The following is an 18,753-nucleotide window of genomic DNA, read 5'->3' as shown; positions in this document are numbered from 1 at the left end:
TATGCCTTTTTTGGATGTAGAAATTTTCTAGGAATTGTCTTTTTGAATTCTATGGTATTTTGTTTAACATTGAAACAAGAGGCCAGTGTCACGCACTGGCATGACACCCATTTGTTCCTATAGTTGTCTTTTCTCGTCTACCTTATTTTGCCACTCTGCTGAACAGATACATAAAGAAAGTGGAAAATTGGACATTCTCAACTCGGCTCCTGCAGATTAAAAATTAAGTTGAATAAAAATTGGATTTGACGCAGTTTTTTCCCATAGTTTAAGAAATTAAAAGTTTAACGATTAGAATTATAATTACAAACCACAGCAAAAAATAGACTTTTCCATTTGATTTATTTTTAATTTGGATGTTTTCTAATTTTTTATCAGCTATTAGGTTCAATTTTTCTATAAGGCTAAATATTCCTTGGATTGTTTTTATGGGATAAGAACTTCTAATTTTTTCCCTATACCCTATTTTATTTTCATGTTGACTGCTTATCCACGCTTCAACTACTTTCCACATATTGATTTCTGGGTAGATCTTTCTACATGTCCCTTCCAGTAAAATCATAGTTTTCTGCAGCAATAACAATTGTGTTTGAACTTTCATATCAAAATCACCAGTTATTTTTAATAGCTGAGCAAGTAAACTAGCAAATGAAATCTTCTGTATAGGCTGCCCAATAATGGGTTCACCTATTGCCCTGCAAGCTGTGACAAAATTTCTATGCTGTGATGAAACGTAACCAGCTTTAAAGTGCATTTTTGCAACGTGATCATAATCCCGATTTAAAAAGCCTTTGAGTATCTCTATAACGTAATAGCATGTCTCACGATCTATTCTACCCATGATTCCACAATCCAGAGCAATAATATTGTTATTACTATCAACCATTAGATTTCCAGGATGCATATCAGCATGAAAAAAACAATCCCTGTATACCTGATTACAAAACGATTCTATAAGATTGATAGCTATTTGCTTATGATTATTCAGTTTTTCAACTTCGTATATTGGCGTTGCTTCTATCCATTCTAATGTTAAAACCTTTTTCGAAGTTCTATTCCAATCTACTTCAGGTACGTAAAAACCTCTGTCATTTTTTGTGTTTTCCTTTAGTTCCGAAGAGTGAGCAGCTTCAAAACGTAGATCTAACTCTAATCGGCAAATTTCAGCAAAAGTTTTAACTAATTCAATTGGCCTCAGCCTTTTTGATTGTTCGCTAAATTTTTCTGCAATTTCTGCGAGCCAAGAAAGCATTTTTATATCCCTTGAGAATGTTTTCTCAATATTTGGCCTTAAAACCTTCACAGCAACTTCCTTACCCTCAGTTGTAACCGCTCTATGCACCTGAGAAATCGATGCTGCTGCAATTGGCTTTTCAGAAAAGCTTGAAAAAATGTCGCTCAATTTACAATTAAACTCACTTTCTATAGTTTTAACTGCTATTTTATGTGAAAACGATGGCAATCTATCACATATCAATAACAAGTTATTTGTTATATCTTCATTTAAAACATCAGTACGTGATGAGATAGACTGCCCAAACTTAATGAACACCGGACCTAATTTTTCAAGAGCACACTTTAGCTTGTGGCCTTGTATTTTATTTATTGATTTTTTTGATGGTGGAAGTAAATAAGGTAATATATTGTAACGCGTCAGCACCGTAGTTATGTGCAGAAGACGCAAAATATTTTGAATCATTTCGCTGCGTAACTGCTAAATATTTCATTTAGGGTTCTATTTTTCATAATCTCATCAGGCTTGCCTTGGCAATAGATAGTATTATTTATACAAATTATGTAATCTGAGGATGGTAGAGCAGAGTTAAGATCATGAGAAGTCATAAGAATCGATACCAATCGTTTTTTTGCTATTTTATTTATAATATCATAAAATTTAGCCCGTGCGTTAATATCCATTGCACTAACTGGCTCATCTAGAATGATCAAGTCAGGCTCTGCAATTAAACAACGTGCAAGCAGTAATAATTGTGTTTGCCCTGCAGAAATTTCTAATACTTGATTTTTCAAAATGTTACCGATACCAGCCAACTCTATCGTTTCTGTAATAATGGATTGATTTTTCTTTAGTCTTTTCAAGGAGCTATTTAAAAGAAAATATTCAACTGTTATTGGCATCAAATTACTAATACTAAAATTTTGCGGCATGTAGCTAATTTTTGTGTTCTCAGCTAACACAATATTTCCAGTATAATTTTTATTTATACCAGCAATTGCTTTCACTAAAGAGGTTTTACCTCCACCATTTGGACCAAGTATTGTAATTATGTCTCCTCTTTCCATGAACATATTGATATTGTCAAGGATTCTTTTACCATCATATGCGAGAGCAAGATTTTCTATTTTTAGAACACGATTATTGACATTATTCAATTTATTGACAAAATTTAACTTCTTCTCAACGTTTATATGAGACATTTACTGGCTTTTTTTCTATTACTTTCACTTACACTATACTATAATATTGCCTTTTCATCCAATTTAAAAGTTGTAGCTACAATCAAACCTATCCACTCACTTGTAGCTTCTGTTACAGAAGGGATTTTAGAACCGGAATTGCTTGGCTATGCAACATCTGCACATAATTATATATTAAAGCCATCTGATGCGAGTAATTTAGAATCAAGTGACGTTATATTTTATGTTGACGATAACTTAGAGACGTTTGTTCAAACTTTCGCCAAAAATAATAAAGAACTAGTGCAATTGTCAAAGGCAATCAACCTACTTCCTACTCGGCCACATTCATTTTCTAGAAAAATCACTCACATTCAAGATGAAAAAGATTTACACATGTGGCTGAGTCCCGAAAATGCAAAGAGCATGATACTTTCTATAAGTGCAACATTGTCTGACATAGATAAAGGAAATTCCCATCGATACAGTTCTAATGCAACAAAAGCTATAAAAAAAATAGACCAAGAAGTAAAAGAAATCATGAAAGAACTGAATGATTTTAAAAATCAAAAATACATCGTTACTCATGATGCTTATCAATATTTTGAAAAATATTTCGGTCTAAATCATCCAAGCGCTATTCTTTCCATAGAAGAGGATTCTTACATAGGTATGAAGAGTTTAATGAAGCTAAAAAAGATAATGAAGGAAGAAAACGTTAAATGTATATTTGCTCATTCACAGGAAGATAGCATAAAGCCTAACGCCCTTTCTAATGACGCAAAAATGGTAGTTCTTGATCCTATTGGATCAGACATAGAGCCTGGAAAAGATGCATATCTAGCTATAATCAATAGCATTGCACAAAATTTTAAGTCTTGTTTTGTTGAGTAATAAGTTCCCTTTTAGCTTACTGTTTTATTGTTCTACAAATCAAGAAGAAGTGAGTTTACAACAAATGGTGTCATTCCAGTCTGGAATCCAGCTTTTTCATAATCATCAAAACGTTGTATTTTAACATAAAACGGCTACTTTTATGCTTACTAACTTAATAAAATTCCTGGATCCCAGACTGGGATGACATCGTAGGGGTGCTGGCCTGATAACCGTCATCCCGCTACTTGTTAGCGGGATCTAGAGATACCGCGAATGAATCGCGGTATGACGGTTCGCGGCGGCATGACGATAAGGTTTATACCTTGTCATCCCAGTGCTTGACACCGGGGTTGATTTATCTTGTCTACCTTATTTTGCCACTCCGCTGAACGGATACCATATTATGCAGGTTTAGAATTATGCTTTATTCTTACGTTTATGTCTTGGCCCAATACAATCAATAAGTTAAGCAAGTATTCTAAGGAGAACCCTTCGATTTTTGACCTATTGATTTGAGATACTTTAGGTTGATCAATCTTTAGAGCGTTTGCTGCTTTTTTCTGTGTTGTGTACTTCTTACTTATTAATTGTGCAATGACCTTTATTAATTTCAGTTTTGTATCTTTCACATCCCCCAACTCTACTATTATAGGATAACTTAATTGTAAATTTTGCATAATAATAAAATTCCTTATAAAAAAATTACTTTAGTTTTTCTTCTTTAAATAACACATGCCTTCTGACTACTGGGTCATACTTCCTAAACTCCAGTTTTTTGGTGAGCTTTTTTGGATTACGCTTTTTTACATAAAAATAGCCAGTTGATTTTTCTTCACCAGTTTTTGTTATCTTGATTGCAGTGCTGACTAACTTAACGAGCAAAGAAGCATTTTTTTTCGCCATACTTATAATGATATAATAAATTCTATGCGAGTTTATTACGCAAAATACTAAAAGTCAATCGAATAATGCAGATTGCAAAATCCTTGACAATCAACAGTGCATTAAGTAGCATAAAGTTAACTTCAGAATAAAAAGCAAACGGTAAATAAGTGACAAATAGTGGTAAAAGGGTATTGTTGATAGAAAATTCTATCTGTTCTAATGAGGTAAGAGTTGCCTTGTCAATTAATAACAAGGTTGTAGAATTTGAACAAGAATTCAAGGAAAAAAAACAATTAAGAGGTAATATATACGTTGCTTATATAAAGCGTATAGAGCCTTCTTTGCAAGCCGTATTTATTGAATATGGGAAAAATAAGCAAGGTTTTTTGTCTTTTTCCGAGATATCTCTAGATTACTTCAACATTCCAGAAAAAGAAAAGGAAACTATCTTTGAGGGCTACTCAAATGACGATTGTATAGAAGAAGCCTCAGCAAATGTTTCTTCAGATTCTGCAGCTAGTAAGAATGTCAACGGATCAGGTAGTGGTTTTGTAAGAGAGGTACCTTTATATAAAAAATACAAATTACAAGATGTTATTTCAGTAAATCAAAAAGTATTGGTCCAGCTAACTAAAGAGGAACGAGGCAATAAAGGAGCTTCATTTACAACATACATAACTTTAGTGGGTAGATACTGTGTTTTCATGCCAAATTCCATGAGTAAAGGTGGAGTGTCTCGCAGAATTGAAGATGCTAATGTCAGAAAGCAGTTAAAGGAGATACTGAGTTCAATAAACTTGCCAAAAAGATCAGGTTTAATAGTAAGAACTGTTGGTTCAGGAAAAAATAAGAAAGAAATTGAGCAGGATTACAATTACTTATCCTCATTATGGCAGAGCATTCAAAAAAATGCCTTCTCTGTAAACGTTCCATCATTAATTTACAATGAAGCAGATGTAATTATGAGATCTGTTCGTGATTTTTGTAGCGATGGTATAGAAGTTATAGTGTCTGGAAAGGAAGCTTTTGAGGCAGTTAGGCAATATGCTAACAATGCACTAAAAGGTAGTAAGTTGCGCTATAGATTGTATAGAGGTTATGCTCCGATCTTTACTTACTACGGAATCGAAGATCAAATTTCTGAGTTATATAGCAATAGAGTAGAATTGCCATCTGGTGGGTCTTTGATAATAACTTTAACTGAGGCGTTTGTTTCAATAGACGTAAATTCAGGAAAGATGACAGGAGAAGATAGCATAGAAGAAACAGCTTATAGAACCAACATGGAAGCAGTACCTGAAATATCAAGACAGGTGAATCTTAGGGGCCTATCAGGATTAATAGTAGTCGATTTTATTGATATGTTGAAATATCAGTATTGCAGAGCTGTTGAGTCTGCTATAAAGCAAGCGTTTAAAGATGATAAAGCTAAAGTTCAATTTAGCTACATAAATGACTTTGGTTTAATGGTATTTTCAAGACAAAGAATTAAACCAAACATACAAGAAATTAATACTACAGAGTGTTTACACTGCAAAGGTACTGGAAGAGTAAAATCAAACGAAGTAATTGTTTCATCAATACTAAGGGATTTACAACATATTGCTAACAAGAATCGAAATAAGTCTTTTGATTTAGTAGCACACAGTGCAGTTATAGCGCACATTTTTAATAACAAACGCAATACAGTTTCTACAATCGAAAAAGAGTTTAATATTACATTGAACGTTAGTATTGATAACAGTTTAGATGTAAATACATTTGTTTTAAAACAAGGAGATGATGTTAATTTAAACGGTTATAAGCCATTACAGAACTCTGGATACCAAATTGGGGATAGCAGCAATGAAGAAGCTGATAATTCAAATAAACTACGAGGCAATTTTTGGCTGACTAAGTGGCTTTCGCGCCTTTTAAGTTCTAATAACTAATTAGAAACCTAAATTGGGCTTGTAATTAATGAGCCCTATACTTATATATTCTTATATCAGATAATATTTACAATGGGGTACTCATTATGGGAAGAGCAATAGGCATAGATCTCGGAACAACAAATTCTTGTGTTGCAATAATGCAGGGCAAGGATACAAAGGTAATAGAAAATAAAGAAGGGGCAAGAACTACTCCATCTATAGTTGCATTGACTTCTTCAGGAGAAAGGTTGATTGGTGCTCCAGCAAAAAGGCAAGCAACCACCAATGCAAGTAATACCTTTTTTGCTACTAAGAGATTAATAGGCCGTCAATATAGTGATCCTGAGATGAAAAATCTAAGTGTACCATACAAAGTATTTGCAGCAAAAAGTGGTGATGCATGGGTTAAAACAACTGATAATAAAGAATATTCTCCTAGTCAAATTGGTGCATTTATACTACAAAACATGAAAGAGGCAGCAGAAGCTTATCTTGGAGAGGAAGTAAAAGATGCTGTGATAACAGTGCCAGCATACTTCAACGACTCTCAACGTCAAGCAACAAAAGATGCAGGAAAAATTGCCGGATTAAATGTACTCAGAATAGTAAATGAACCGACTGCTGCAGCACTTGCTTATGGTCTTGATAAGAAACATGGGCACACAATAGTAGTATATGACCTTGGTGGTGGTACATTTGACGTTTCAATACTTGAAATAGGTGATGGAGTTTTCGAAGTGAAAGCAACAAACGGTGATACCTATCTTGGAGGTGAAGACTTTGATAATGGAGTAGTGAGTTATTTACTAGATGAATTCAAGAAAAGTAATGGCATTGATTTGAAAAATGATCCAATGGCTATGCAAAGAATCAAAGAAGCTGCTGAAAAAGCGAAAATTGAATTATCAAGTGCAATGGAAACGGAAATAAATCTACCGTTTATTACAGCTGATGCAAGTGGTCCAAAACACTTAAATATGAAATTAACGAGAGCAAAACTTGAAAGCTTAGTGAATGATTTAATCGAAAGAACTATGGCTCCTTGTAAAAAAGCTCTTGAGGATGCTGGTTTATCTGCTAGTCAAATTGGCGAAGTGGTTCTTGTTGGTGGCATGACTCGTATGCCAAAAGTCATAGAGAAAGTTAAAGAATTCTTTGGCAAAGATCCACATAGAGGAGTTAACCCTGATGAAGTTGTAGCAATTGGAGCTGCAATACAGGCGGGGATCATTCAAGGTGATGTAAGAGATGTGTTACTACTTGATGTGACCCCACTTTCTCTTGGTATTGAAACTCTAGGAGGAGTATTCACTCCACTTATTGAGCGTAATACTACAATTCCTACTAAAAAATCTCAGGTGTTTTCAACTGCAGAAGATAACCAAACAGCTGTTACAATTAAGGTGCATCAGGGTGAAAGAAAACTGGCAGTTGATAATAAGCTACTCGGTCAGTTTAGTTTGGAAGGGATACCTCCTGCTCCGCGCGGAAGGCCACAAATTGAAGTGACATTTGATATAGATGCAAATGGAATAGCACACGTTTCTGCAAAAGATAAAGCTACTGGAAAAGAGCAAAAAATACGCATTCAATCTTCAGGTGGTTTATCTGATGATGAAATAAATCGCATGGTAAAAGAAGCTGAAGAAAAAGCGCAAGAAGATGAAAAGCGCAAAAAGTTTATTGAAGTGAAGAATCAAGCGGATAGCTTAGTCCATTCTACAGAAAAGTCTCTGACAGAGTATGGTGATAAAGTTTCACCAGAAGATAGATCTGCTATTGAAAATGCAGTTAACGAATTAAAAGAAGTTAGTAAATCTGATAACATTGATGACGCTGATTCAATACAGCAGAAAGTCACTAATCTTTCTCAATTATCTATGAAACTTGGAGAAGCTATGTATCAAGCATCTCAACAAAATAGTGCTGAAAATGGCTTTTCATCAGAAGGAAATCCAAATGATAAAGAGGAAAAAGTAGTAGATTCTGATTATCAAGACATAGATAATAAAGAAGAGAATAAGTAATTGCGATTGTCATCCAAGTAGCTGATACTGGGATGACAAGAGGAGCATATTGTTGCTTAAAGAAACCATTATGGATATTATTAAAACAATAGAAGAAAAGATACGCGATTCGATAGATGTAATTGATATCAACATTATCGATGAATCAGCAAAGCATGCTGATCATTATTTTGCTTCATCTTCAACATTACCTTCGCACATTAAATTAATATTAATATCTGACGGCTTTATTGGAATGAGCGTTCTAAAAAGACACAAGTTGATTTATGAGTTATTGAAGGGTGAGATAGAGCTAATACATGCAATTTCTCTTCACTTGTATACGCAAGATGAGTACAATTTAAAAAATAAATAATAAAAATGTGAAGGAAGAGTCTATATTAGTTAAAGCAGGAAGAAAATTTAATGACTATAAAGGTTCTATGAACCCGCCAGTTTATCATTCTTCTACCATATTATTCCCTACTTACAAGGACTACTTAAATGCAGCAAATGGAGAAAGTATATACGATGTAATCAACGATGATGTTGCAAGAGATTACAGCTATAGTAATGTTGGTACTCCCACTGTTCATTATTTTTCAAATGCACTGGCTGAAATTGAAGGGAGTGGACAAGCGCTTATTTTTCCTTCCGGACTATTTGCACTTACTTTTGCTATTTTGACTTTCACTAAAGCAGGTTCTCATGTTTTAATTCAGGATAACAGTTATTACCGACTCAAGAGATTTGCCGAAAATGAGTTACCAAACAGGGGAATAGAAGTAACTTTTTATGATCCAACACAGGATATAACTGATTTAATTCAGAGTAATACTTCATTGATAATGATCGAGACTCCTGGTTCTGTAACGTTTGAGATTTCGAATATAGAGCATATAGTAAAAGTTGCTAAAGAACGTGGAATCGTAACCGTTTGCGACAATTCATGGGCCACTCCTTTGTTATTTAAGCCCCTTGATTATGGAATTGATGTTGCACTATATGCGGTAACAAAGTATCTAGCCGGTCACTCAGATTTAGTGATGGGAGCTATGGTTGCTGAAGGTGAAACTTTTAAATTGCTTTATGAGAGCCATAAAAATTATGGGGTAACCATTCAATCGCACGACTGCTACCTTGCACATAGGGGACTAAGAACACTGCACACACGTATAAAAAGGCACCAAAATACAGCAATGGAAGTGGCAAAGTGGCTAGAAAAACATTTAAAAATCAAAAAAGTTTTGTACCCAGCACTTCCCTCCCATCCTCAACACGAATTATGGAAAAGTTACTTTAAAGGAGCAAGCGGCGTATTCAGTATAGTATTGGGTAGAGAATATTCATGTGAAGAACTAAGCTGCATGGTTGATCACATGAAAATTTTTGGTATCGGTGCTTCTTGGGGAGGGTGCGACAGTTTGATATTACCAATAGATCGTAGATCTATGTCAAGATCTGTAATGAATTCAGATTATGGTGGAAGTTTTATACGGATATTTTGTGGACTGGAAGATCCTGAAGATTTGATCTTTGACCTTAATGACGCACTAAAAAGGTTACCATGTTTAGACTTTCAAAACGATGAAGTAGGACATGAAACTGAGAGAATTACTGCATAACATTATTGATGTTAACTTTGATATTGAAATCAAAGGCGTCACATGTAATCCCAAGAAAATCAAGGAAGGTTATCTTTTTGTTTGTGTGTCAGAAAGGGATAGGATTTACATAGATCAGATATTATCTTGTGGAGCTAAAGCGATAATTGCAAGTGATTGCATAACAGAAGCTTCAAGCCTTGGTATCATTCCAACGCGTGATGCTGGAATCTGTATCTTCCACCCAAACCCTCAAGAAATATACAGCGAAATAGTCAGCAGGTTTTATCAATTCAAACAGCCAAAATATGTTGCTGCTGTAACAGGCACAAATGGCAAGACTTCAGTAGTAGAATTTTGCCGCCAGATCTGGCAAAACGCTGGCTATAATGCTGCGTCTATTGGAACACTTGGAACATGCATCAATAATGGTAGAAAAGGTAATAGCAACAGTCTTACCACTCCAGGTGCAGATGACCTTTACGCAGCATTACGTGATATAGATAATAAAAACGTAGAGCACTTAGTGTTAGAAGCATCAAGTCATGGGATTGATCAATATAGAATCCATGGATTAAAGTTGAGTGCTGCAGCTTTTACTAATTTCTCGCAAGATCATTTAGATTACCATAAAAGTCTTGGTGGATATTTAGAAACTAAAAAAAGGTTATTTTACGAAGTATTACCAGAAGGAAAAACAGCGATTTTAAATGCGGATATAGATGAATACGGCGCATTGCTTAAAATAGCTGAAAAACGCAGTAATAAAGTTGTGACTTATGGAAAAAAAGGCTCTGATATTACTTTATTAGAGCAAACATCAACCCCTAATGGTCAACATCTTACAGTAAAAATTGATAACCAAATTTACAATACATTTTTCCCAGTTTTAGGAAAATTTCAAGCATATAATCTGCTATGTGCAATTGGTATATCTGGATTAAATTACAGAGAAATATGCGTAGAAAAACTCGTTTCTCCACCAGGAAGAATGGAAAAAGTGAAACCTTTTGCATTCGTGGATTACGCTCATACTCCAAGTGCGCTTAAACAAGCCCTATTGTCTTTAAAATGGCATATCAACAAAAAAATAATTCTAGTTTTTGGATGCGGTGGAAATCGCGATCAGACGAAACGTTCAGAAATGGGCAAAATAGCACAAATGTATGCAGATAAAGTAATAATTACAGATGATAATTCGCGTGATGAAGATCCGGCAAAAATTCGCCACGATATTTTGCTACATTGCCCTGATGCACTGGAGATAGGAGGTAGGAGAGAAGCTATAGAGAAAGGCGTAGATATTGCCTATAACGAGGGTATGATTCTGCTAGTTGCAGGAAAGGGAAATGAGAAATTTCAAATTATAGGCAACCAAACTTTTGAATTTAGCGATGTTGAGGTTATTAAAAATCATGCCTTAACATACTGATTTTCGCAATGGGCTTACCTCCGCTAATGTGCGAATATTGAAGCAAAAGTGATGTCATCCCAGTGCTTGACACTGGGATGGCTTTGTTGCATAGCAACTGAAAAAATTTGGTGGCTACTGACAAAATTCATTATAAAATAGCCATTTAACCTTGAAAGAAAAAATATGCCACAAAAAATGAGGGTCAGTAACCATAGCGAATATAACAAATTTCTAGAAAAAAGAGGAAATATTTTTCATTATATCAACGAAGCCATAGAAAAGTGGTACGAGAATGGTCCAAAAATACCAGGTGGCAACAATATTTATAGCGATAAAGTTGTAATTTTGGTGCACATAATAACTTGTTTATTTAGAATAGGCCTGAGGCAAACAGTTGGGTTTATAGCAGGATACCTTGAGCAAATTGGGAAAAATTTGCAAGTTATCAGCTATTCACAATCATCAAGAAGGTTTAAGAAACTCAATATTAAGAGCAATGATTGCAGAAAATAATATGGAAGATATCGAAATTGCTATAGACAGTACAGGAATTAGTATATACAACAACACTCCTGGTCATAGCAAAGAAAATAGCGAAGATAGAAAGTATCGCAGCTATGAACAGACAAGAAAATTGCATGTAATGTTGAATACAAACAGCAAAAAAGCCATAGCTGTAAAATACAGTAACGGCTGATCACTATGGAGCTTGTGATTTGCTAAAAGAAGTCGATTTTCAGTATGTCATAAAAGTACTATATGCAGATAGGGCATATGACAGAGAAAAGCTCTATAAGCTGTGTAATCAATATGGTATAAAAACGAAAATTCCTCCGAAAAACAACGCAGCAGAGCATCCAAAGTTAGACTATATGGCTGAGAGAAATTCTGCAGTCAAGCTCATAAAGTCATATGATGAAGATGGTATAAAGAAGTGGAAAAAAGAGATGAGTTATGGAAAAAGATCTTATATAGAAAGTTTTTTCTCGCGACTGAAACAAACATTCGGGTTTAGTTTTAGGAATAAATCTGAGACAAATAGAGAGAAGGAACTACTTGTTAAATGCTATTTGCTCAATAAGTTCACTGATATTGGTATGGCTAAATTTGAGATAGCTTCATAAATTTATTGTGCGTTACCTACTATCCGAAGAGCGATGCAACAAAGCCATCCCAGTGTCAGCTACTTGGATGACAGAGGGGGGTGGGATGACAGAAGATGATGGAGTGACAGGGAGTAATACAAAAAGTTTCGTCATCCCCATTGAATCGGCTTTAAAATCGATGTTCAAAGTTGAAATTTCCCTAGAAGATGCGGGGAAAATCAGAAAAGGTCAGGAAGTTGTATTAAATAACTTGCGTAATTTAAAGAATCATGATATTTGTTGTACGGTGGTGGGTAGTGTACCTATTGCAATCTGCAGTTTTATTTATGGTTGTGTGAAACCTATTCGTGTTTTTAATATTTAAAATGAGGTTTAGATGTCGATAACATCCGAAAAGAAAAAGAGTTTGATAAATATATATGCAATTAAAGAAGATGATACAGGTTCATCTTTTGTACAATGTGCAATTTTGACCGAGAGGATCAGTAATTTAACTGAGCACTTTAAAGTGCACAAGCATGACCATCACTCTAAGCGTGGTTTACTTATATTGATAGGTAGAAGACGCAAGCACTTAAATTATATAAAGCGTAAATTTGGTAATGAAGCCTATCAGGAATTAATAGAGAAGTTAGGCATTAGAAAATAATCGAGGAATTTAGTATGTTTAAAATTATAAAAAAATCTATAGAGTGGGGTGGTCGTACCTTATCTTTAGAAACAGGAAAAATAGCACGCCAAGCTCATGGTTCAGTAGTTGTAAATTACGGTGATACTTCTGTTTTAGTAACTGTTGTAAGTAAAAAGAAGGAAGAAAATGTTGATTTTCTTCCTTTAAATGTACAGTTTATCGCAAAAAGCTATGCCATGGGTAAGATCCCTGGCGGCTTTTTTAAAAGAGAAGGCAAGCCATCTGATAGAGAAACTTTAATCTCAAGGGTAATAGATAGAAGTATAAGACCACTATTTCCAGAAGGATTTAATGATGAAGTTAGTGTGGTGTGCAATCTATTAACTTATGATACAGTCAATCCTCCTGAAGTGCCAGCATTGATTGGTGCTGTTGCAGCTCTTGCAATTTCTGGTGTTCCTTTTCACTTTACTATAGCTGGAGTGATGGTTGGTTGTGATGAAAATAATAACTATATACTCAACCCTTCTGTTCAAGAGATGAAAGCAAGCAGCTTGGATCTGTTTTTGTCCGGTGATGAAAATTCAATTTTAATGGTTGAATCAGAAGTGAAAGAGCTCTCTGAAGAAAATGTTTTTAATGCAATAAAATTTGGCCATGAACACCTTAAACCTGTCATTAAGCTCATAAAAGAGTTTGCTGATACAATTGGCAATAAACCTAAGAGCTTTGCTCCTATTGATACATCAGATATAACACAAGAGCTCGAAAAATACGGTAAAGATTTTGAAAAAGCATATTCGCAAACAGTAAAACAAGAGCGAGTTCAAGCTTTAGAAGCGATCAGAGAGAATATATTGAATACTCTTAAAGAAACTGGAAAAGACGAAAAGTTAATTATGTATGCAGTAAAAAACTTTGAAAGATCTTTAGTACGTGAAATAATTAGGAAGAAAAGTGTAAGGATAGACGGTCGTAAGCATGATGAGATACGTCAGATAGAAGTTGAAGTTGATATTCTGTCCAAAACTCACGGTTCTGCACTATTTACAAGAGGCAATACTCAGGCACTGGTTGTTACTGCTCTTGGCACCACTCAAGATGAGCAAATTGTGGATGATATTGAAGGGGATAGACGTGAGCATTTCATGTTGCATTATAACTTTCCCTCATTTGCTGTTGGAGAAACTTCTGCTGCGCGTGCACCAGGAAGAAGAGAAATCGGTCATGGCAAACTTGCTTGGAAAGCAATTCATCCTGTTTTACCCGATAAGTCTGAATTTCCTTATACAATAAGAGTAGTGTCCGAAATTTTGGAGTCTGATGGTTCTTCTTCTATGGCAACAGTTTGTGGGACTTCTCTTGCTTTAATGGATACGGGTGTGCCAATAAAGGCCCCTGTTGCTGGAATTGCTATGGGTCTCATCAAAGATAAAGACGAGTATGTAATACTTTCCGATATACTTGGTGATGAAGATTATCTTGGTGATATGGACTTTAAAGTAGCAGGAACTAGTGAAGGGGTTACGGCGCTACAAATGGACATGAAAATTTCTGGTATAAGCTTTGAAATTGTTGAAAAATCTTTAGAACAGGCAAAAGCTGGAAGATTACATATTTTAGAAAAAATGAATGCAGTGATTTCAGAACACAGTGATGATGTCAAAGACCATGCACCAAGGATGTTATCATTTTACATAGATAAAGACAAAATTTCTGCTGCTATAGGTTCTAAGGGGAAAAATATACGCAGTGTGTGTGAAAGAAGTAATGCAAAAATTGAAATAGGAGATGATGGTAAAGTTTCTGTTTTTGCTACGAGTGGCACTGAAGCTGAAATTGCAAAGAGTATGATGATTGATTCAATAACAAAACTAGAACAAGGTTCTATAGTTGATGTCAAGGTTGTAAGAATAGAGAAGTCTATTGTAGAGCTTGAATTTCTTAATGGCAGAAAAGGAAAAATGCACATAAGTGAAGTAGCTAATGAACATATAGATTCTATAGAGAGCGTACTTAAACAAGATGATACTTTCAAAGCACTAGTAATTGACTTCGAAAAAGGTGGGTGTCCAAAGTTGTCAAGACGTCGGGTTGACCAAGAGACGGGAGAGTTTTTTGAAGGTGAGCTTTACAACGAGGAAAGGAAAGATGGTCCAAATGACAGGGATAATTATTACAATAATTCATTTAGTAGAAAACCTGGAGGAAGTCACCATAAGAGGCCTCCTCGTCCTCGTTCTGGTTTCAGCAACAGAAATAGGCCGAAATTTGGTAATAATGATTCATCATCAGGTTTTTATTAAGAGTAAACTTCTTGCGTTACCTCTCGTCATTCCAGTGCTTAACACTGGAATGACACCCTTTCTGGTGAAGGTTGTTCTCAAATCACAATGTTAGTACAATTGTGGTGTTAGCTATAGCTAACCCAAGGTATCCGTTCAGCGGAGTGGTAGAATAAGGTAGACAAAGTGATCTAAAAAGATAATCATAGAGCAAAAGTGAGGTAATGTGGTAAACCTTTTAGAACTTTGCAAAAATTTACAGCAAAAAATAGAAAAACTGAAAGCAGAGATAGAAAACTTAAAAGCAGAAAATAAAGCTTTAAAGATAGAGAACGCTGAATTAAAGGAAAGGCTTGGTTTAAACTCGAAAAATTCATCTCTACCGAGCTCTAAAGAATTGTACAAAACAAAAAAGGACAAGCCAAAAAGCGAAAGGAATGTTGGCGATCAGGTTGGGCATAAAGGAAATTTTCATGCTACAATGGAAGCGGATAAAGTAGTAAAAATAGAGTTGCCTAATATTTGCGAATGCGGAGGAAAGCTTGTAATATGCGAAAAACCTTATGTTCACCAAAAAGTTGATCTTCCGGAAATTAGGCCTTATGTAGTATAGCATTTCTCATAATAGTCCGAACAGGTCATAGGAAGGCAGAATCAACAGCACGACGAAAGGATTCGAATAGAGGAATGTTTTTCCTGGCTCTGTTTTTTATAGCAAACCAATGATGCTCAATTTTGTTGAAATCTGGAGAATAAGGCGGCAGATACAAAATTTCTGCACCAACCCCTTTAGCAAGCTCGATAATCTTATCAGACTTATGAAAAGTAGCATTGTCAAGAATGACAGTCTGTCCAGGTTCCAAGATCGGTGTCAAAAATTGCTCAAACCATCCATTAAAAACGTCCATATTACAGTGGCCTTCAAAGGTTAACGGAACAACTATCTTTCTTCCACTTAAGGCTGCAACCATACTGATTCGTTGAGTTTTCTTTCCAGATTTTAAGGCATAAAACCGCTGTCCTTTCTGGCAATATCCGTAGGGGTAGTCTTCGGTGTTATCAATGCCAGACTCATCTATATACACTAAGTTTTTAGGTTCTTTTGTCGCTATAATTTTCAAAAATTCAGCACGTTTTTCTTCGTTTCTTTCCTTGTATCCATATGTCTTTTTTTGCACGTAAATCCAATTTTTTTAAGGGCTCGATAGATCGTTTGGATACTAACGTTGTTCCAAAGTTTAGCCATTTCCGATAGAGTCTTTCCTCCGTGTTCTCTGGCAAATTTGGCAAAGGTATCCCAGTCGGTAATTTTGTGATTGTAACCCCCATTTCCAAGTTTTTTTGATTGAAAGTCTCCTGTTTCTTTTCTTCTTTGCTGCCACTCCCATAAAGTAGTTCGTCCAATCTTAAATCTTGCTGCCACTGTTTCTCTGCTTTCTCCTTCGTCTAGCGCTTCCATTGCTTTTTTTCTTAAATCATAACTATATGCTGCTGGCATTCAACCTCCTTATCATCATCTACCCTTATCCTATCACATCCGGACTTTTATGGAAAGAGCTATAATATGGAAGATATCGAAATTGCTATAGACAGTACAGGAATTAGTATATACAACAACACACAGCAAGGAAAATAGCACTGACAGAAAATATCGTGGCTATGAGCAAACGAGAAAATTGCACGTAATGTTGAATATAAACAACAAAAAAGCCATAGCTGTAAAATACAGTAACGGCTGATCACTATGGAGCTTGTGATTTGCTAAAAGAAGTTGATTTTCAGCATGCCATAAAAGCACTATATGCAGATAGAGCATGTGATAGGCACAAGTTTTATAAGTTGTGTAACGAATATGATATAAAGACAAAAATTCCACCAATAAACAATGCGGCAGAACATCCAGAAATAGATTATATGTCTAACAGGAATGCTGCTATTAGGTTAATAAAATTATACGGTGAAGATGGCATGAAAGAATGGAAAAAAGAAGTAAATTATGGGAAAAGATCTTATATTGAAGGGTTTTTCTCAAGATTAAAGCAAATATTCGGATTTAGTTTTAGGAATAAATCTGAGATAAATCGAGAAAAAGAACTAAATGCTATTTGCTTAATAAATTCACTGATATTGGTATGGCTAAATTTGAGATAGTTACATGAATTTACCATAAATCACCATCTCATAAAGTGTGATGCAACAAAGCCATCCCAGTGTCTGGGCACTGGGATGACAAGAAGAGAGCACTGGAATGACAGGAGAAGGAGGGCTACTACCGTCATAAAGGAACCAGTGTCAGTTACTCGGATGATACCTTTTTCTACTTAATTTGGGTTATGCAAGAAGTCTATTCGCGGTATAGATTCCGCTAACACGTAGCGGGATGACGGTTGTCGGTAAATCTAAGTCAGTTTAGCTATATGCTTTTAATTCCCCCAAAAGGAGAATTAAATATGTGAAGTTCTAGTTGATATGACTTAATGAATGGTTAGTTTAAATTACTAATTTATTTAAGAGATTTTGATAATATTTAACCCACTCGCTTTTCTATTTTCCATATCACGATGTGCTTGAATTATTTCATCAAATTTATATTTTTTATTGATCCGTACAGTTAAAAGTTTTTTTCTTATCATCTCGAAGATTTCCATTGTGGTAAGCACTAATGTGAATCTATCATGCTTATAATGGTATATTGAGGTTCCAGTTGCAAATAACGAACGTGAACTAAGTAAAGAAAAACTAATAGGAGCGTTACCTGATATCTGCCCATAGGAAACGTATATGCCGAACCTGCCTAAAGATTCAAAAGAGAGCTTGCTTATAGCGTAACCTATGGGGTCATATACTGCACCTACTCCTCTGTTTTGCGTAATCTCCATAATTTTAGAAACGAAGTCTTTATCATTGTAGTTTATTGCGTATGTGCAGCCACTTTGTAAAGCTATCTTCATTTTTTCATCAGAGCTTACAGAACCTATCACTACACCTTTTTTATCCTTTGCCCATTGGCATATTATTTGTCCTAAGCCACCATTAGCCCCATGAACTAGCACGAAAGCACCAGGCCTGATTTTATAAGATTGATTAACTAAATAGTGAGCTGTCATACCTTTAAACAGCACTGCAGCAGCAACTTCATCAGATATGTCATCTGGAATTTTTATCAGATATTTCTGGTGTATAATGCGCTTTTCACAATATGCCCCTGGAGGAGCTGTGCAATATCCAACTCTATCTCCGACCTTCAACCCATCACTGATTTTTTTACCAAGCTTTTCAATAACTCCCACTGCTTCCACTCCAAGCACTGATGGTAAATTTTTAATTTTGCGTGTACCTTTTCTGTGCTCTAAATCATAACGATTTAAGCCGATAGTTGTGTGACGCACTAAGACTTCCTCGCCTTTTGGCTCACCTATGCTCTTATCTACAAATTCTAATACTTCTGGTCCCCCAGTTTTTTTAATTTGTATAGCTCTAACCATGATGAATATTAAGACAAAAACTTTGATTATGTTATCTAACAATTAATATTTTGCAAAGTTATTGTTTTCACAATCAATAGACTTCTTGCGTTACCTCTTGTCATCCCAGTGTCAGCTACTCGGATGACACCCT

15 protein-coding genes and 3 pseudogenes are annotated in these 18,753 nt (G+C 35.2%); 12 read left to right on the top strand and 6 right to left on the bottom strand.

The annotated features are described in order from the left end of the window. Positions 1-268: 268 nt before the first annotated feature. Entirely contained in the window at positions 269-1,699 is a 1,431-nt protein-coding gene (ubiB, locus tag OM961_RS06435) for a 2-polyprenylphenol 6-hydroxylase (RefSeq protein ID WP_264339656.1), read from the bottom strand. Next, a complete protein-coding gene (locus OM961_RS06430) occupies positions 1,696-2,436 on the bottom strand; it encodes a metal ABC transporter ATP-binding protein (RefSeq protein WP_038199232.1) in 741 nt (246 codons plus the stop codon). The genes ubiB and OM961_RS06430 overlap by 4 nt, the downstream gene beginning before the upstream one ends. Between OM961_RS06430 and OM961_RS06425 the strand changes: the two genes are divergently transcribed. Continuing rightward, positions 2,428-3,309: a zinc ABC transporter substrate-binding protein gene (locus OM961_RS06425; RefSeq protein ID WP_010962934.1), complete on the top strand. Its 882-nt coding sequence runs from the start codon at positions 2,428-2,430 to the stop codon at positions 3,307-3,309. The genes OM961_RS06430 and OM961_RS06425 overlap by 9 nt on opposite strands. Positions 3,310-3,692: 383 nt before the next feature. Here OM961_RS06425 and OM961_RS06420 read toward each other — a convergent pair whose 3' ends face one another. Next, positions 3,693-3,920, bottom strand: a complete 228-nt coding sequence (locus OM961_RS06420; RefSeq protein WP_264339655.1) for a helix-turn-helix domain-containing protein — start codon at positions 3,918-3,920, stop codon at positions 3,693-3,695. Between the two features lie 73 nt (positions 3,921-3,993). Next, a complete protein-coding gene (rpmG, locus tag OM961_RS06415; protein ID WP_010082633.1) occupies positions 3,994-4,194 on the bottom strand; it encodes a 50S ribosomal protein L33 in 201 nt (66 codons plus the stop codon). 149 nt (positions 4,195-4,343) lie between these two features. Here rpmG and OM961_RS06410 point away from each other — a divergent pair, with 149 nt between their 5' ends. The 10 genes and pseudogenes from OM961_RS06410 to OM961_RS06355 form a co-directional block, all read left to right on the top strand. Continuing rightward, positions 4,344-6,107, top strand: coding sequence for an Rne/Rng family ribonuclease (locus OM961_RS06410; RefSeq protein WP_095742804.1), 1,764 nt, complete (start codon positions 4,344-4,346; stop codon positions 6,105-6,107). Positions 6,108-6,193: 86 nt separating this feature from the next. After that, on the top strand, positions 6,194-8,116 hold the full coding sequence (gene dnaK / locus OM961_RS06405) for a molecular chaperone DnaK (protein ID WP_264339654.1): 1,923 nt from the start codon (positions 6,194-6,196) through the stop codon (positions 8,114-8,116). 70 nt (positions 8,117-8,186) lie between these two features. Next, on the top strand, positions 8,187-8,471 hold the full coding sequence (locus OM961_RS06400) for a BolA family protein (protein ID WP_077188332.1): 285 nt from the start codon (positions 8,187-8,189) through the stop codon (positions 8,469-8,471). A gap of 7 nt (positions 8,472-8,478) precedes the next feature. Then, positions 8,479-9,720: a cystathionine beta-lyase gene (gene metC, locus OM961_RS06395; RefSeq protein WP_264339653.1), complete on the top strand. Its 1,242-nt coding sequence runs from the start codon at positions 8,479-8,481 to the stop codon at positions 9,718-9,720. Beyond that, positions 9,695-11,131 carry a Mur ligase family protein gene (locus tag OM961_RS06390; protein ID WP_264339652.1) on the top strand — a complete coding sequence of 479 codons (1,437 nt, stop codon included), beginning with the start codon at positions 9,695-9,697 and terminating at the stop codon, positions 11,129-11,131. The genes metC and OM961_RS06390 overlap by 26 nt, the downstream gene beginning before the upstream one ends. Before the next feature lie 165 nt (positions 11,132-11,296). Further along, positions 11,297-12,237: pseudogene (locus OM961_RS07735) on the top strand (IS5 family transposase). Between the two features lie 7 nt (positions 12,238-12,244). Continuing rightward, positions 12,245-12,583, top strand: a complete 339-nt coding sequence (locus OM961_RS06370) for a hypothetical protein (RefSeq protein ID WP_231115842.1) — start codon at positions 12,245-12,247, stop codon at positions 12,581-12,583. Positions 12,584-12,595: 12 nt separating this feature from the next. After that, complete coding sequence (rpsO, locus tag OM961_RS06365) at positions 12,596-12,868, top strand: 30S ribosomal protein S15 (RefSeq protein ID WP_006279944.1); 273 nt, start codon at positions 12,596-12,598, stop codon at positions 12,866-12,868. Between the two features lie 14 nt (positions 12,869-12,882). Next, complete coding sequence (gene pnp, locus OM961_RS06360) at positions 12,883-15,156, top strand: polyribonucleotide nucleotidyltransferase (RefSeq protein ID WP_264339651.1); 2,274 nt, start codon at positions 12,883-12,885, stop codon at positions 15,154-15,156. A gap of 205 nt (positions 15,157-15,361) precedes the next feature. After that, positions 15,362-15,745, top strand: a pseudogene (locus OM961_RS06355) (DUF6444 domain-containing protein); the annotation flags it as partial. 28 nt (positions 15,746-15,773) lie between these two features. On the opposite strand, the gene OM961_RS06350 reads toward OM961_RS06355, so the two are convergent. After that, positions 15,774-16,633 (bottom strand): IS630 family transposase gene (locus tag OM961_RS06350; RefSeq protein WP_264339517.1). Its coding sequence is split into 2 segments (ribosomal slippage): positions 15,774-16,312 and positions 16,312-16,633, totalling 861 coding nucleotides; the frame shifts between segments, so codons are not numbered across the junction. Between the two features lie 63 nt (positions 16,634-16,696). Between OM961_RS06350 and OM961_RS06345 the strand changes: the two are divergent. Next, a pseudogene (locus OM961_RS06345) lies at positions 16,697-17,294 on the top strand (transposase); the annotation flags it as partial. A gap of 348 nt (positions 17,295-17,642) precedes the next feature. Here the strand turns inward: OM961_RS06345 and OM961_RS06340 are convergent. Further along, the gene (locus OM961_RS06340) at positions 17,643-18,620 is read right to left on the bottom strand and encodes a quinone oxidoreductase family protein (protein WP_264339650.1); all 978 of its coding nucleotides are present in this window, start codon (positions 18,618-18,620) and stop codon (positions 17,643-17,645) included. Between the last annotated feature and the right edge of the window lie 133 nt (positions 18,621-18,753).

The organism is Wolbachia endosymbiont (group A) of Cydia splendana, from assembly GCF_947179475.1.
GTDB classification, from domain to species: Bacteria; Pseudomonadota; Alphaproteobacteria; order Rickettsiales; family Anaplasmataceae; genus Wolbachia; species Wolbachia pipientis.
Note: the sequence above shows the minus strand (reverse complement) of the source record. Positions and strands in the feature narration are given on the sequence as shown.

Coding starts and splice junctions, on each gene's coding strand:
- OM961_RS06340 (WP_264339650.1), bottom strand. CDS start 18,620: ATGGTTAGAGCTATACAAATTAAAAAAACTGGGGGACCAGAAGTATTA.
- dnaK (WP_264339654.1), top strand. CDS start 6,194: ATGGGAAGAGCAATAGGCATAGATCTCGGAACAACAAATTCTTGTGTT.
- OM961_RS06400 (WP_077188332.1), top strand. CDS start 8,187: ATGGATATTATTAAAACAATAGAAGAAAAGATACGCGATTCGATAGAT.
- rpsO (WP_006279944.1), top strand. CDS start 12,596: ATGTCGATAACATCCGAAAAGAAAAAGAGTTTGATAAATATATATGCA.
- ubiB (WP_264339656.1), bottom strand. CDS start 1,699: ATGATTCAAAATATTTTGCGTCTTCTGCACATAACTACGGTGCTGACG.
- OM961_RS06430 (WP_038199232.1), bottom strand. CDS start 2,436: ATGTCTCATATAAACGTTGAGAAGAAGTTAAATTTTGTCAATAAATTG.
- rpmG (WP_010082633.1), bottom strand. CDS start 4,194: ATGGCGAAAAAAAATGCTTCTTTGCTCGTTAAGTTAGTCAGCACTGCA.
- OM961_RS06390 (WP_264339652.1), top strand. CDS start 9,695: ATGAAACTGAGAGAATTACTGCATAACATTATTGATGTTAACTTTGAT.
- pnp (WP_264339651.1), top strand. CDS start 12,883: ATGTTTAAAATTATAAAAAAATCTATAGAGTGGGGTGGTCGTACCTTA.
- OM961_RS06425 (WP_010962934.1), top strand. CDS start 2,428: ATGAGACATTTACTGGCTTTTTTTCTATTACTTTCACTTACACTATAC.